The sequence below is a fragment of the Halobacillus sp. 12SKB genome (assembly GCF_052941655.1).
In genome coordinates this window covers 3604792-3620403 of record NZ_JBRFWR010000001.1, presented here as the reverse complement: position 1 = coordinate 3620403, position 15612 = coordinate 3604792, and the positions used below count along the sequence as shown (strand labels likewise).

15 protein-coding genes and 1 other annotated feature are annotated in these 15612 nt (G+C 45.6%); of the genes, 10 read left to right on the top strand and 5 right to left on the bottom strand.

Annotation, left to right across the window (positions count from 1 at the left end):
* Window position 1 precedes the first annotated feature (1 nt).
* Both ACQ4XT_RS18040 and ACQ4XT_RS18035 read left to right on the top strand, forming a co-directional pair.
* Entirely contained in the window at window positions 2-3169 is a 3168-nt protein-coding gene (locus ACQ4XT_RS18040) for a glycoside hydrolase family 113 protein (RefSeq protein WP_446854870.1), read from the top strand.
* Window positions 3170-3229: 60 nt separating this feature from the next.
* Window positions 3230-3583: a DUF2200 domain-containing protein gene (locus tag ACQ4XT_RS18035; RefSeq protein WP_446854869.1), complete on the top strand. Its 354-nt coding sequence runs from the start codon at window positions 3230-3232 to the stop codon at window positions 3581-3583.
* Between the two features lie 75 nt (window positions 3584-3658).
* Here ACQ4XT_RS18035 and ACQ4XT_RS18030 read toward each other — a convergent pair whose 3' ends face one another.
* Window positions 3659-4528, bottom strand: coding sequence for a DMT family transporter (locus tag ACQ4XT_RS18030; protein WP_446854868.1), 870 nt, complete (start codon window positions 4526-4528; stop codon window positions 3659-3661).
* 450 nt (window positions 4529-4978) lie between these two features.
* On the opposite strand from ACQ4XT_RS18030, the gene ACQ4XT_RS18025 reads away from it, so the two are divergent.
* Both ACQ4XT_RS18025 and ACQ4XT_RS18020 read left to right on the top strand, forming a co-directional pair.
* Complete coding sequence (locus ACQ4XT_RS18025) at window positions 4979-6340, top strand: DUF2254 domain-containing protein (protein WP_446854867.1); 1362 nt, start codon at window positions 4979-4981, stop codon at window positions 6338-6340.
* A gap of 89 nt (window positions 6341-6429) precedes the next feature.
* The gene (locus ACQ4XT_RS18020) at window positions 6430-6801 is read left to right on the top strand and encodes a VOC family protein (protein WP_446854866.1); all 372 of its coding nucleotides are present in this window, start codon (window positions 6430-6432) and stop codon (window positions 6799-6801) included.
* Window positions 6802-7130: 329 nt separating this feature from the next.
* On the opposite strand, the gene ACQ4XT_RS18015 is transcribed toward ACQ4XT_RS18020, so the two are convergent.
* Window positions 7131-8135, bottom strand: coding sequence for a hypothetical protein (locus ACQ4XT_RS18015; protein ID WP_446854865.1), 1005 nt, complete (start codon window positions 8133-8135; stop codon window positions 7131-7133).
* A gap of 134 nt (window positions 8136-8269) precedes the next feature.
* Window positions 8270-8513, top strand: a binding site (T-box leader).
* A 63-nt stretch (window positions 8514-8576) separates the two neighbouring features.
* Here ACQ4XT_RS18015 and ACQ4XT_RS18010 point away from each other — a divergent pair.
* From ACQ4XT_RS18010 to ACQ4XT_RS17995, 4 genes are all read left to right on the top strand, one after another.
* Window positions 8577-9788, top strand: coding sequence for an MFS transporter (locus ACQ4XT_RS18010; protein ID WP_446854864.1), 1212 nt, complete (start codon window positions 8577-8579; stop codon window positions 9786-9788).
* 121 nt (window positions 9789-9909) lie between these two features.
* On the top strand, window positions 9910-10389 hold the full coding sequence (locus tag ACQ4XT_RS18005; RefSeq protein ID WP_446854863.1) for a VanZ family protein: 480 nt from the start codon (window positions 9910-9912) through the stop codon (window positions 10387-10389).
* Window positions 10382-10933 (top strand): AAA family ATPase, encoded by a 552-nt coding sequence (locus ACQ4XT_RS18000; RefSeq protein WP_446854862.1) that lies wholly within the window; start codon window positions 10382-10384, stop codon window positions 10931-10933. Before ACQ4XT_RS18005 ends, ACQ4XT_RS18000 begins: the two co-directional genes overlap by 8 nt.
* A 59-nt stretch (window positions 10934-10992) precedes the next feature.
* Window positions 10993-11172: a hypothetical protein gene (locus ACQ4XT_RS17995; RefSeq protein ID WP_446854861.1), complete on the top strand. Its 180-nt coding sequence runs from the start codon at window positions 10993-10995 to the stop codon at window positions 11170-11172.
* 75 nt (window positions 11173-11247) lie between these two features.
* On the opposite strand, the gene ACQ4XT_RS17990 is transcribed toward ACQ4XT_RS17995, so the two are convergent.
* Entirely contained in the window at window positions 11248-12342 is a 1095-nt protein-coding gene (locus ACQ4XT_RS17990) for a hypothetical protein (protein WP_446854860.1), read from the bottom strand.
* A gap of 119 nt (window positions 12343-12461) precedes the next feature.
* On the opposite strand from ACQ4XT_RS17990, the gene ACQ4XT_RS17985 reads away from it, so the two are divergent.
* Both ACQ4XT_RS17985 and ACQ4XT_RS17980 read left to right on the top strand, forming a co-directional pair.
* Window positions 12462-12692: a hypothetical protein gene (locus ACQ4XT_RS17985; protein WP_446854859.1), complete on the top strand. Its 231-nt coding sequence runs from the start codon at window positions 12462-12464 to the stop codon at window positions 12690-12692.
* A gap of 56 nt (window positions 12693-12748) precedes the next feature.
* Complete coding sequence (locus ACQ4XT_RS17980; RefSeq protein WP_446854858.1) at window positions 12749-13291, top strand: TetR/AcrR family transcriptional regulator; 543 nt, start codon at window positions 12749-12751, stop codon at window positions 13289-13291.
* A gap of 49 nt (window positions 13292-13340) precedes the next feature.
* Here the strand turns inward: ACQ4XT_RS17980 and ACQ4XT_RS17975 are convergent, their stop codons facing one another.
* Both ACQ4XT_RS17975 and ACQ4XT_RS17970 read right to left on the bottom strand, forming a co-directional pair.
* Complete coding sequence (locus tag ACQ4XT_RS17975; protein ID WP_446854857.1) at window positions 13341-13742, bottom strand: carboxymuconolactone decarboxylase family protein; 402 nt, start codon at window positions 13740-13742, stop codon at window positions 13341-13343.
* A gap of 16 nt (window positions 13743-13758) precedes the next feature.
* Window positions 13759-15303: a BCCT family transporter gene (locus ACQ4XT_RS17970; protein WP_160912599.1), complete on the bottom strand. Its 1545-nt coding sequence runs from the start codon at window positions 15301-15303 to the stop codon at window positions 13759-13761.
* Window positions 15304-15612: the final 309 nt, after the last annotated feature.

The following is a 15612-nucleotide window of genomic DNA, read 5'->3' as shown; positions in this document are numbered from 1 at the left end:
TATGAGAAAAAATCTATGGATTGTGGTTAGCGTACTTTTTATTTTAGCTTTACCATCGGTCATCTGGCTGTTTTCACCATCCAAAACACTCGATGTCACGATTCTTGATCAAACCGTACCGGATGAGAGCGCTCGTGAACACAAAAGCCTGACATGGCTGTTGAATTATAACAAATACAAGACCAATGAGAAGAAATCCTATGACTCTATGAATTATTACGGTTTAGTTCCCGATGAAAAGGGGCAGACCATAGAAGAAAAAACGCTGCCAGAAGATCTCGGTGGAACAGACTTGATTTATGTCGCTGATACATACGGAGTATATAAGCAGGATCTGCCCTGGACAGAGGAACCTGGTGAAGGACCTCCAGAGTTGATCGAGGGAGGACTTGCGATGGATGAATGGCAGCAGATCAAGCAGCAGGTCGAATCCAACGGGAAGGATTTGGTCATGGAGTTCAACAGCTTCGCTTCACCCACAAGTGAGGAGGTACGCAACGATGTGACCGACTTTCTGAAGGTGGATTGGCAGGGCTGGATCGGCCGTTATTTTCAGGATTTGAACAAAGGTGGAGAAGTCCCGGAGTGGGTCGTTTCACGTTTTGAAGAAAAGGGAGAGACGTGGATGTATGAAGGTGAAGGAGTGATCCTTATCCACGAATTCTCTGGGGAGGTTGTGGTCTTGTCTGTGGAAGAAGGTGACTTGCAGGAGGCAGAGATCCTCGCCATCTTTAATGAAAAAGGGGAAGAACACTTCAACCTGCAGCAAAGTACCCCTTACCTTTATTGGTTCGATATCCTTGAGCCTCAAAAAGGAGCGGATGTGTTGGCTGAATACGAAATTCAAACGAGTGACAAAGGGGAAAAGAAGCTTGAAACCTATGGCATTCCTTCCACTTTTCCCGCTGTCACCTATCATCAGGAACAAGAATCAGACCGGTATTATTTTTCCGGGGATTACGCTGATCTGAAAGACGTCCCTTCGATTTATCAGTTTAAAGGCTTTGCAAAGGTGAGAGAGTGGGTCGCGAACTTCCAACCCGACTCGGAAGCGAGCTTTTTTTGGAGTACGTACCACCCGATGATGGAAAGCATTCTTTCTTCTGTTGGAAAGGAAGAGCAGACAGCGCAGGCATCTATCCCTCAAGCGGTGACGGAAGATACTAAGCATCCGTCCCGTGTGCATGATCAGAAAATCGAAGTTTTCCAGGACAATGAGTGGCAGTCGATGACGGTCAAAGGCGTCAATATCGGGATGGGGAAACCTGGATATTTTCCTGGAGAAGCGGCGATCGAGAAAGAAGAATACGCCCGCTGGTTTGAAGAGATCAGTGCGATGAACGCCAACGCCATCCGCGTGTACACCCTGCATCCGCCCGGCTTTTATGAGGCTTTAGCGGAATACAATGCAGATGCAAAACAACCGCTTTATGTGTTTCATGGCGTTTGGATCGATGAAGGACCTTTAGAAGAGACGAAGGATGCTTTTCATGAAGAAAGTACAGCAGCGTTTCAGGAGGAAATGAAAAAAATCGTGGACGTCATCCATGGCGAAGCAAAAATACCGGCACAGACCGGCCATGCGTCCGGACTTTATACGAAAGACATCTCTCCTTATGTGGTGGGATGGATCATCGGGATCGAATGGTATCCCTATATGGTCGATCAGATGGAAAAGGATTACCCTGATCTTGGCGACTATGATGGTACCTATACGAGGACCGAAGGCGCAAGTCCAATGGAATACTGGCTGGCAGAGCAGATGGATATCCTCACCAGTTATGAAATCGAGGAGTATCAAAGCATGCGTCCGTTGAGCTTCACCAACTGGGTCACGACGGACAATCTGGATCAGCCGGCAGAACCGTTGGAACAGGAGGATCTGGCCAGTATCGATCCCAATCATATCTTTCCAAAAGCGGAGGCGGAGTCCGTCGGAATGTTCGCTTCCTATCATGTTTATCCGTACTATCCGGATTTTCTCAACATGGAGGAATCCTATACGGAATTTGAGGATCACCGCGGGGAAAAGAACAACTATGCCGGATATTTGAAAGATTTGCATGACTCGCACGAACTCCCGATTTTAATTGCGGAATTCGGCATTCCGGCTTCGAGAGGAAAGACGCACGAAAATCCGTTTGGCTGGAACCAGGGCTTTATTTCAGAGAAAGAACAAGGGAGAATCGTCAAACGTTTGTATGAAGATATACTGCAGGAAGAATTGCTTGGAGGTCTTGTATTCAGCTGGCAGGATGAGTGGTTCAAACGGACGTGGAATACGATGGATTATGACAATCCGGACCGCAGACCCTACTGGTCCAATGCGCAGACCAATGAACAGCAGTTCGGACTCTTAAGCTTCGATCGTCTGAAAGTGAAAGTCGATGGAAAGGACGATTGGGAAGAAGGAGAAATCCTCTATGAAGATGGGAAAGGGGATCTCGAGTCTTTGATGGCCGACCATGATGAACGGTACCTTTATCTCAAAGCGAACGTCGGCACGGAAGGTTCTTGGGAAGAGAAAGAAGTTCAATTCCATATCAGCGTGCGACCGGACAAAGGGATTGAGCTGGAAGATCAAACACTCGTTTCAGATTTCCGTGTGACCATTCCAGGCAAAGAAAATGCAAAAATCGAAGTGGCGCGAGACTATGATGTGTTTCACTATCATTATGTCCAGGAAAAGGATATGATCGAGGATCCCCATGCGGATGAGGATTTCCGTCCCATTCGTCTGGCACTCAACAAAGGGCTCGTCCGCCCGGATACCGGGGAAGAGTTTCCTTTTGATGCTTACGAGACAGGTGTCCTGCGCTATGGGATAGGCGATCCCGAATCGGAAGACTATGATTCTCTTGCCGACTATTATTACTCGGAGGAGAGAGGGATTTTGGAAATCCGTCTGCCATGGATGCTTTTGAATGCAAAGGATCCTAGTCAGAAGGAGTTTATCGGGGATCTTTACGAGGATGGACTGGATTCTTCAATGGCTATTGATGGTTTGGATATCACAGCCTCTGTAACAGAACAGGGGAAAGTCGTGGAGTCGTTCGGTTTTGATAAGCCTGTCCGGTACACGTGGGAGAACTGGGACCTTCCTCTGCATGAAGAACGCCTGAAGAAGTCTTATCCGATCATAAAAGATATCTTTTCGACAGTCGAATGATCCTGAGAAATTTGGACGTGATATACTTTAAACCATAGATCAGGAAAGGCAGGTTGATTCATGGCTAAACATAAGATTTATACGATGAGTTTTGCCAGTGTCTATCCCCATTATGTCAACAAGGCGGAAAAAAAGGGGCGTATGAAAGAAGAAGTCGATGAAATCATCCGCTGGTTAACGGGGTATAACCAGGAGCAGTTAGAGGAGTTATTAGAAAAGAAGACAGACTTTGAAACCTTCTTTGCGGAAGCTCCTGAGATGAACCCTTCACGGACGATGATCAAGGGCGTTATCTGTGGCGTTCGGGTGGAAGAGATTGAAGAGCCATTGATGCAGGAAATCCGTTATTTGGATAAAATGATCGATGAGCTGGCCAAAGGGAAAGCGATGGAGAAGATTCTGCGTAAACCCTGATTCAAGCACAAAATCCCGCTCCTATGACTAGGAGCGGGATTTTTTTATAGCCAATCACGATAAAATAGAAATTCATTAGTCCGACTGCTTCACACTAAGGAACGTGATCGTAAACAGAATCAGGACTATCCCGAGGAATTGAACAACGCTCAGCGAATCTCCAAGGAGCAGAACACCGAATAATGAGGCGGTCACGGGTTCAATCATGGCGACCATGGAAGCGGTCGACGGAGCGGTCTTGCGTATCCCGATCACATAAAAGATAAAGGAGATCCCAGCCCCGACGAGCCCAAGCAGAATGAACCAACTGAGGTCGCCTGAGCTCAGCACATCAGCCAATTCATGCCTGTCGCTCAAGAAGAAGAGGATGACACAGAATGAGAAAAAGGCGATGGTTGAGATGGTCTGCGGCTTTCCGAGCAAAGCGGCTTTTTTAAAACCAAAGATGAACAATGCATAGGAGAGCCCAGCACCAAGTCCCCCTGCCACTCCCAGGAAACTGACAGAAACGGACGCAGGGTTATAGGCGCCTGTGAGCAGGATGATCCCTAAGAGGACACCAAGAATGCATCCCCATTTAAACCAGTTTGACCGTTCAATTCCTAATAAAAAGGAAATCAACAGCACGAATACCGGAGCGGTGTACATTAAAGTAGCGGCAACAGCAATGCTTGAAGCTTCAATACTCAGGAAATAAGAAGTGAAATTCCCTGCCACACCCAAGCCGGCCAATGTTGCCCACAGGTACAAACGCCTCGAGAAGGTCCAATTTTGTTTTACGTTCGTAAGCAGCCAGGCGAGGAAACAAATGAATCCAACCGCCCCTCTGTAAAAAGAAATGACTACCGGGTCCCATCCCTTTTCCATAAGAATATCAGCAATTCCTCCACTGATGCCCCAGCCGATTGCGGCGAGCATCACTAATCCCACTCCTGCATATCTCACTATTTGCCTCCTAAGGTTTGAGTAATGATGCCATTGTTCCATTCGCTGAAAGTTCCCTTAGATTGACACAAGTTCCGAAAGAGGCGGCCGATCTTTTTAAAAGCTATTCTACAATAGTTTTTGAAAATGTGTTAACGGTATTTCCTTATATTTCTAATTATTAAACATGGACCAGTGTGTGTGGAATGGAACATTCAGCCTCCAAATGTGATAAATGAGAAATTATGCTTGGGGAAATGGTGGGGACTTTTGGTATTTTATCGAGGATTCCCTGGGGACCGGGTTATAAGCCCATGAAAGATTCGATACTTCTCCCTAATTTTCGATAAAAATATAAAAAACAGGTTCACTCTCCTTCTTTACAGGGTAGGAATTAGGAGTATTCAAAAGTCTTAAGAAAAGAATGGGGATCATATGGGGATCTTTTACTATATAAAAAAATATTTAAAGATGTCGAAACGACAACGGAAAAGCGAACTGAAGTCAACACTGTGGTTTATGCCCTTCTGGTATATCTTAGGAGCAATCGGATTATCCGTCTTTACCTTCTACCTTGATTATGTGGTGGATGTCGGTTTATATCTGCCGGCGGCGATCGGTTTCAGCGGGCAGACGCTGCAGGTGCTTCTGAGTGCACTTGTCGGAGGGGTCCTGACCTTGAGTGCCTTTACGATTAACTCCCTGCTGGTTGCGCTGACGACGTTCAGCGGCCAGTTTTCGTCCAAAATGCTCGTGAACTTTGTCAGTGACCGGGCGACCCAGCACGTTCTCGGAATCTTTAACGGAAGTTTTATTTATGTGCTATTGAACTTTCTGTATGTGACGCATGAAGAAGAGGAGTATATTGTGGCGACACCGGTTTTGTCCATCCTTACAGCGATTACAGCGGCGGTGACGTTCATTTATTTCATCAACCATACCACCACCTGGATGCAGGTTCATAACATCAGTTTCAACATGAATGCCAAGTCGAAACAGGTCCAGGCGTCATTGGAAAAAGAATTAAAGCCTTATCACCTGGAACAGGAGGTTGACGAAAGTTCGCTTCCTGCTGAAGAAGATGGAAAAGTGATCAGGACAAAGCAGTCTGGTTATTTTCAAGTCGCAGATTTTTCGAGGTTGATTAAGCAGGCGGAAAATGATGACGGTCTGCTTAGGTTCGATGTTAGAATCGGGGAGTTCGTATTAGAAGGAACACCGATCCTTACGTATTGGGAGCGTGGTCAAACGATTCATCCCGACCGCTATTTCAAGTCGATTGAGATCGGGGTCAAACAAACAGAAATCCAGGACCTGGAGTACGGGTTGAATAAGCTTGCCGAAGTCGCCATCAAGGCGTTGGGTCATAACGATCCGCTTACGGTCACGAATACGATTCACCAGATTGCGGACTTGTTGAAAAGCATCGGGCAGTCTACCAATTTTTCTCCCTATCTTTTTGACAATGACAAAGAGCTTCGCATCATCTTGAACCAGAAGAATTTCCGCTACTATCTTCATAGGGGATTCGCTTCCATCCGCGAATACTCAAACCAGAACTCGACCGTGATGACAGAGCTTTTGACTATGATTTCGCTGCTTAGTAAGACGATGGATAAAGAAGTACATGAAGATCTATGGGAATTCGCTCGTCAGACAATTTTAGGATTTGATAATTACAGTTTGTATGAAAATGACTGCCTATATATTTTAGAGCAGCTGTCAGAGCTTGCTCAAAACACCGGGCATCAGCAGGATTATCTTTTCCTGCTTGAATATATGCTGAAGCGTGTGAGTTCGAAGAGTGCATCGGAAGAGTCGGCTTCTCTTTAAAAAGTAAAAGTACGGGCTGCTTTAGCAGGGTTTTTCCATTGTGAAAGCGAACATGTTCCATAGAGCTAATGTTTAAAGGAGGATTTTCTATGGAACTTGGAGCGTTTTCAGTAAGTTTAACGGTGAAAGATATAAACAAATCGAAAGCTTTTTATGAAAATTTAGGATTTGAGGCTTTTGGTGGAGACACTGAGCAAAAGTGGCTCATCATGAAGAATGGAAACAGTGTCATCGGTTTATTTCAAGGAATGTTCGAGAAAAACATGTTGACGTTCAATCCCGGTTGGAATCAAGAGGCAGAAAATATCGATTCGTTTACCGATGTACGCGAACTGCAAAAGCAGCTGAAAGAAAAAGGGGTGAACATTCTGTCAGAAGCCGATGAATCGGGGGAAGGACCGGATAGTTTCACGATTGAAGACCCTGATGGTAATCCTATACTCATTGATCAACATCGATGAGCTTTTTTTCTTCATCACCTTGCCGTGTCCAAATCGGTACCGGACCCCCACAGTAGCAGTGCACGAGTAGAAAAGGGGTCTGGCAAGTAAACATAGGAAAGAGTGCTTCTTCAATAGAAGCACTCTTTTTTTATTAGATATGGGATGAATTTTCTTTTTTGCTGGGTATACAAGATCCTAATAAACGTGAGGAACCAGATCCAGCCAAAAAGGATGTGTTCAGCATAACTAAAGAAAACCTTTTCCGTATGTACTACATCATTACTCCAAAGGGAAGGAGTTGGATGAAATACAACTTACTTGCTGTTTCATGGTATCCAGCGGCAGGTTTATTTTCCTTCATCCGCTTCTACGATAGCTGCAGCTATTTCACGCATTTTCTCTACGATTTCTTCTTCGCTGGGCTGGTCCGATTCGTTCTCGATGATGGTCTCTCCATATTCAAGCATATATTGAAGGCCGCCGTATAGAAATTCTACATAAACATCCCCGTCTTCATACAGCACACCGATATCCACCTGTTCTCCGCCGGCTTCCACCGTCAGTACTTCGTCATAATAATCGGTTGTGACTTCCATTCCGCTATCATTTGTTCTCACATAGTGGGCGAATTTCCCGTACTCGTAGTTGTACTCGATTTCCTGCCCAGGCCAGTATTCCAGGAAAATATCATAGATCGGTTTGGTACCTTCAGGGGGAGCTGGGGAAGGGAAATCATTTGCTTGTACCACACCATCCAACACTTCCGCTGAAATGTTGCCGGCAAAATGACTTTTTTCTGCTTCCTTCAGTATTTGCTCAGCTTCGATTCCTTCCTCCTGACCAACTTCACCGATGGATAAGTAATACTGAAGATCCCCTTCATACCAGTAATAAACGCGTTCGCCGTATGCTGTTTCCATCGTGTACATTTCACGACCGGCGATGTCCACCTTTTCAAAATTCCCATCCGTGAACTTTTCGTCAAAGGACGGTTCAGCAATGGTAGTGTCTACAAACACATCTTCTTTAAAAGTCTGTGTAATGGATGTATCTCCGTACCCATCATAATCAAAAGTCATGTAATCCAGCGTTAATGCTGGGAACTCCAAATAGTCATCAAAGATTTCATCCTCATAATACTTTTGGACATCGAATAAGAAGTTTTGGAATCCCTCTGGATCATAAGAATAAGGTTCGGTTTCAAAGTTTTTCACCTTGGTCACGAATTCTTGTGTTTCTATGTTCCTATCCTCAGATGAGTCTCCTGTGCTGTTTGACGTGTCTGTTTCACTGCAGGCGGCTAATAGTAAGGATAATAGAATGACTAGAATCCAAGGGTGCTTTCTTTTCATGAATATGTTCCTCCTCATCGCTTGTTACATAGATAACGTTTAATCACGGGAAAGGTTTCAAAATTTTGGTTGAAGTGGTGACATTCCTCTTTACAAATATGGATGAATCTTGCATAGTATAGAGAAATGAAATGAAAGCGGCCATGACGAGAAGAGTAGATAAGTAGAAGCCTTCACAGAGAGCTCCGGATGCTGAAAGGGAGCAGGGCTTCCCTTATTGAACCAAACCTCTGAGCTTCTCATGGGAACCTGATGGGGATCATGGGACGGGAGCTCCCGTTACAGAGACAGGGTATGAACGTACCTGATGAGCTGGGTGTGGCGACACATCCTTGAAACTGGGGTGGCACCGCGGATGAAACAGACCTCGCCCCCAAGACTGACATGTCTTGGGGGTGGGGTTTTTCATTTCTCTAAAACAATCTGTAGGGAGGTTGAAACATGTTTCATTCGTGGAAATATCCGTTTTTATTATTATCAGGGATCGGTCTCTCGAACATCGGAGACTGGATTTATTTAATTGCCTTGAATCTTATCGTGCTTGAAATGACGGGCTCACCGCTGGCCGTCGCTGTTTTGTACTTACTGAAGCCGGCGGCAGCGCTCTTGACGAACCTATGGGCAGGGTCTTTGGTGGACAGGGTGAATCAGCGGAATCTTATGATTGGGCTTGATCTGGTCAGGGCCATCTTCCTTGTCTTTCTCCCTGCTTTGACCTACCTTCCAGCGATGTATGGGCTTGTTTTGCTTGTGAACATGGCTGGGTCTGTATTCGAACCTGCATCTATGACGTATGTGACCAAGTTGATTCCAAGGGACCAGCGGCAACGGTTCAATGCACTGAGAAGTTTGATTGATTCGGGAGGGTTTCTGATCGGACCTGCGATTGCGGGCGTACTTTTTATAGTCGGAACGCCGGAGTTCGCGATTTACTTTAATGCCTGGACGTTTTTCATTTCAGGGATCCTCTCCCTGCTGCTTCCCCGTTTGGAAAAAGAGGTTGGAGTGGAAAATGAATCGTGGTCGGTGTCCTTACTTAAGAAAGATTGGCACGTTGTTCGGAGGTTTACAAAGCATCACATCCTGATTATGACGATCTATTTTCTGTTCGGTCTGATGATGGTGATGGCGGCAGCGCTGGATTCGTTGGAAGCGGCTTTTTCAAAAGAAGTGCTCGGGCTGACGGATACGACCTATGGTTTTCTTGTCAGTATTGCGGGAGCAGGAATTGCCGTCGGGGCACTCATCCTTACGTGGTTCGGGAATCATCTCTCGACGAAGACCCTCCTTACTGGCGGCGGAGTGTTGGTAGCAACAGGCTATTTGATCTATGCGTTTTCCGTGAATTTTGCAGGAGCGGCGGTCGGGTTCTTTTTGCTATCGTTTGCGCTGGCTTTTGCAAATACAGGTTTTCATACCTTCTATCAGGAGTATATTCCTGTTGAAGTGATGGGGAGGGTGACGAGCGTGTTCGGTTTGGTCGAAAGTGTGCTTGTCATCCTTGCGACCATCATTATAGGAGCGGCTGCTGAATGGGTTTCGATCCAAGCGGCGGTGGTAGGAGGATCCTGGATGATGCTTCTCGTAACGTTTGGGATCGGTTTAGTCAATCGGCAGTGGAAAGAGAAGGAAGTGGATGAGGCAGCGGTATAGCTTACGATTTTTGATAAAGGGTGGTTACATTTTCATGACACAGTGAGCGGGAGGGTTTGGTTTGTCACCGCTCTTGGGTAAGGATAGGGAATAGACAGATGAAAAATTGGTGGAGGTTCTTATGTCAAAGGTTCAACGCATCATCATGAGTATAGGTTTGATCAGCTATCTCCTGTTTCTCACGTTTTACATGTTTTTTCAATTGCGTGGGTCGGCGGGGATGTCTATGAGTCTAGTGGAATATATACAAAACCGTTCCAATCTGGTTCCGTTCAAAACCATCCGAAATTATATAACAGCCTGGGAGAATGGGACGATGAATACGTGGACGGCTTTGAAAAATCTGCTCGGGAATGTGCTGGTATTCATCCCAATGGGCATTTTCCTGCCTTCTCTGTTTAGAAAGCTGAGGCGAATGGGGGCCTACCTGCTCGCCTTCGTTTTGATCATCCTCTCGGCTGAAGTCACGCAATTACTGACCCAGAGAGGGAGTTTTGATATCGATGATTTTATTCTGAATCTTTTCGGCGCCTGGCTCGGTTTCCTCTTGTGGAAAACATCTTTCGTCCAAAAATGGATTGGGGGGAGGAGTCATGAATAGATTTGTTGTGATGACTGTCGGGATGACGCACAGCGGAAAGTCGACGTTTGCGAGACTACTTGAGGAGAAGGTGAAGAACACGGTCGTGGTTGACCAGGATGACCATGCGGCGTTTTTGAATACCCATTATTCCAAGCTCGTTCCTGATGATGGTCCAAATTCAATCAAACACAGGATGACGAAAATGATTGTCGACCATGCGATAGTAGAAACGGATCTGCATCTCATCCTATGTAATTCAAACCGGAATGCAAAGGCAAGAAAAGCGCTGCTGGAAGACTTTAAAAGGAAAGACTTATCTACGATTCTTGTATTTACTGATGTGCCGGACTCCATGCTTGAAACACGTGTAAGAGAAACAAAGCGGGATCCATCCGTTTTACGCACCGTCTCTTCTTTTGATGAGGTCCTGCGGCGTCAGCAGGAAGAATCATCTCAGATCCAGGCCCCGTCTGCTGAGGAGGCAGACCACTTTTTTACCATTAAAAATGAAGGAGAAGTCAGTGGTGTGCTTACAAAGGCTGCAGATCTTCTATCTTCCTAGTATAAGAATCTCTTATTCTGGTTATGCTTGTGATAGAAAGGGTGATGAGCATGCAGTACATGGAGAAGACGAACAAAGTGATGGCCGATCTGATTTCAGGCAATCGCTGTGATTTCGGGAATTATTCTTATCATCAGTCGGTGTTTACGGATGGCGTGAAGGAAGTGCCGGAATGGGAAGTGCGCGAGTTCGTGCTCAATTATTTTATGGCGCTTGAGAATGTGAAGAGTCACGCGTGAGTCCAGGATTAAAAGCCAAAGGTACGCATGTCTGATGTGTACCTTTGGCTTTTTTTATGAGCTCTACTAGAGAAATTAAAGCTTATAGTAATCTTTTCTGATCTGTTCCAATGTTTTGCCGTATCTCACGACAACAGCTCTCGTGTAGGCATTCACTTTTTCTTTGTGATGGAACATCGCTCCCCATTCATTCAGGGAGTACACTTTGCCGTTCCAGATGACTTCTTTAGGGCCGTGAATATGGGATTTCGTCTCGATCCCTTCTTCATCCGATACATGGTGGATTTCGTCGCCAATGTCCACGATCCCGTCCTCTAACATTTGAGGTAACCGGGGTAGGACGCGGTGTTTTCCTCCTGCTTTTTTATCGGGAGCAGAGGTGAACTCTTTTTTCACAATCTCACTGAGATAATCATCTTCTGAGCCGAGGGGAAGCAGTTTATTCACCTTCAGGATATACTCTTTGTCGTTACTCCCATCAATTAAATGAGGAGCGACTTCAACACAGGAAATATCCACGCCCTGGGACAGAAGCCAGGTGGATGCGGAAAGGACGCTTGGTTCGAAACTGGACGCAATCAAAAGGATCCGCTGGTTCTGATTGAAGTTGTCAAGGGCATCGTTCTTTTTAAGAAAATCTGTGATTTCTTTTACTCCCGTTTCAACAATCCTACTTTCGTCAACCTCACCATTTTTTTGTAAAAAACGGCCATACACTTGGTCGACAAGTTCTGCGATGGTTTCCATCTTCGCAAAAGAAGCGGCATACCGAATCGCCTGGGATTCGAAATTATCTCTTCTCGCTTTCATATCCTGCTCATCCCGCTTGATTTCGATAATGACAATGCTTCCGTTGCTATCGAGTCCAACCAGGTCTGTCCGCTTATTCGCATCATTACGGACTTGTTTGCCGATAATCTTCAAGTCCCAATCTTCTTCCAATGTAATCACTTCAATATGATCCTGGAGGAAGTCTTCTAAAGCTTCCTCGGTTAATCCCAGTTTTTTGTATGTTACTTTAGAAATTTCTTCTGTGCTTTTGGTTATTTTCTTTTTTGAGCCTTCTGTTTCTTCGATATTGAACGTCATTAACATGCAAACCTCTCCTATCCCTGTGTGCGTGCTCTTTAATCCTATCATTTCAAGCTCATTTTTTTCACATTTTTCCAAAAAGATCCTCCTTTTAACTACATGATGAGAGGGATGGACTAATACTCATATGAAGAAGAGTTTGATACAATAATCCTGCTGTTTAGTCGTTGTAGGAAAGGTGTGGGAGGTGACGGAAGATGTGGAAAACGGTCATGATTGGTTTATTGACTTTCGTAGGGATCAGCACATTCCTTTTAGCGATTGGTCACACGCTTGAGTACAAACTGTTCATGTTCTCCTTTTATGAAGAGACAGCGGATGGGGTTTACATAGGCGGTTCAGTCGTTCCTTTTATCCTGGCGATTGCAGTCAGCTACATCGTCGGAAATGCATACGAAAAGAAGCGGCATCGGGCAAACTCAAATTGAAAAGCCTCATGAATACTGATAACATGAAGAAAAATGAACGTAAATGAGGGAAGCACATGCCAAGAGAGTCGAAACGGCAAAAGATTTTGGAAGCAGCCGCACTCATCGTCCGGGAGCAGGGGAGTGATGCGCTCACATTGGACGCTGTTGCTAAACGCGCAGAAGTGAGCAAGGGCGGTCTGTTGTATCACTTTTCCACAAAAGAAGCGCTTGTAGAAGGTCTCGTTCAGTACATGAACGATGTCTACCGGGAGAATGTGGAAGAATTAGTAGAAAACGATGAGGAGGACACAGGGAAATGGGCACGGTCGTTCATTAACGTCATGCACGATAAAAGTACGGAAAACCGTCCGCTCAGTTCCGGGATGCTCGCCGCACAAGGGATCAATCCCAAGTTGTTGAAACCTCTGCAGGATACATATGCCGACTGGCAGAACCATATCGAGCATGACGGCCTCGATCAAGTGGATGCGACGATCCTGCGTCTTGCGGTGGATGGTCTATGGCTGTCCGAAATTTTCGGGCTCGGGAATTTGCCTCCAACGCTCAGAAAACAGGTGCTTGAACGATTGAACGAACAAACATATAAACGGAAATAAAAATCACCAGCTCTTCTGAAAGAGCTGGTGATTTTTTGCTGTAGAAAGCTTATGCGTAGGCCTTTTCCGTACGTTCCTGAAATACTTTTCTTGCCTGCGTAAGAGCATTGATGACGGATGGAAAACCGACGTAAGGAATCAGCTGCATCATGGATTCAATGATTTCTTTTTCCGAAAGCCCGGCATTTAGAGCGGTATTGCTGTGAAGCTCGAGCTGCGGAAGGCTCCCTGAACCTTGGGTGACAAGGCTTGATAATACCGTCAGCGCACGAGATTGTTTGCTTAAGTGATCACGGTTGTAGATATCGCCGTAGGCAAACTCGATGATGTATGTTCCGAGATCCGGGGCGATATCTTCCAGTGCTTTCATAAGTTCAAAGTGGTTGGTGCCTTTTTCTACATCTGTATAGGAATTTAAGGTTTCCAGTCCTTTTTCATAACGTGTCTTCATGGTGTGTCTTCCTTTCTTATGATGCCTTCTTGTTTTCTTTTTCTTCTTTGGCGCGGTCTTCGTTCACCATTTTAATGAACGACCATCCGAGAATCGGCAGGATGATCAGAAGCGGGAAACCGCCGACGATGCTGATCGTCTGAAGGGTTGTCAGTCCGCCCATGTTCATGAAAATCATCGGCAGAATCGATAATGCCAGCGCCCAGAACAGGCGGTTCCATTTCAGTGGTTCACCTTCGACGTGTTTTTGCACAACGGATGCAATGACATACGATCCGGAGTCATAGGTCGTCGATAAGAAAATGGTGGCGAGCAGAATGAACACGATGATCGCGAGTGTTGCGAGCGGCAGTTCCGTCAACGTGCCGATGATGGCCGCCGGTGCTCCTTGCTGGTTCAAGGTTTCGATGACTGGATACTGCCCACTCAATTCAAGATACATGGAGTAGTTTCCTAGGATTCCAAAGAAAAGGATCGTCCCTAAACTTCCGAATAAGATCGTCCCGAACACGACTTGACGAATCGTCCGACCTTTGGAAATCCGGGCGATGAACAAGCCGACAAACGGAGCATAGACAATCCACCATGCCCAGTAGAAGACGGTCCAGCCTTCCGGGAATCCTGTACGGGTGAAGGAAGCAAGGTCATTGAACGGTTCAGACCATAAACTCATAAGGAAGAAGTTGTCCATCATCCGGCCGAGCGCAGAAGTCGTCGATTCTGTAATGAATGTCGTCGGTCCGACGGTGAAAATGAAAATCAACAGAATGAACGCGAGCCACAAGTTGATATCACTGAGGACGCGGATCCCTTTTTGTAAACCTGAATAAGCACTCAGACCGAAGATCAACGTACAGAAAAGCAAAATGATCGACTTCGTTGTCATCGTATCGGGAATGCCAATCAAGTTGTTCAGTCCAGCAGAAATAATCGGTGCGGAAAGCGCAAGTCCTGTTCCGCCTCCACCTAACAGGCCAAACATGAACAGAATGTCGACAAGGCGTCCGACCCAGCCATCGGTGTATTTTCCGAGGACAGGGCGACAGGCTTCACTGATTTTGAACACATCGGTTTTTTTAACGAAAAACATGTAGCCAATGGGAAGAGCTGGGATCGCGAACATCGCCCATGCGATCGGCCCCCAGTGGAAGAACCCATACGTGGATGCCCACTGAATTGCTTCATTGGAACCTGCTTCGACGCCGAAGGGAGGTCCCTGGTAATAGTAGGCCCACTCAATCACGCCCCAATAAAGAATTCCCGTTCCGATCCCACTTGTGAACAGCATCGCTGCCCAGGAGCTTGTTTTGAATTCCGCTTTCGTTTCAGCGTCTCCGAGCTTGATATCTCCATAGCGGCTTACTCCGACAAATAGTAAGAAGAGCAGCATGATTAATCCGACAGATAAAAATAAGAATCCTAATCGTTGTGTAACGACCTCATTCGCCGCCAGCACAATCTCTTTTCCTTGTTCAGGGAAAATGATCAAAGGCAATGATACGAATAATAATAAGGCAAGTGCGCCTCCGAACGTTTTCCAATCCATGAGTTGTTTCTTCATGGCTATTCCTCCTTTATTCAAATGCGGTTGTTTCGTATGTGACTTTTTAAACTGTACAATCTGGACGGTTTTGTTTCAAAACATGGATAAGGGTGCAAATGGGAGAATATAAAGCCATATTCAAGGAATGATAGGATGGGAAGTTATATTTCACCGATTTTCGTATGTTTTGTGCTTTGATGACTGTTCATATACTTTGAAAAGTAGAAATTGCTTCAATGACTGAGTCGTTGATCTCCCTCCTATAGGGGAAGAAAAAAGGTTTTAAAGAAAAATCCATAAAAAGCATTTGAAACTAAACAGTCCAGA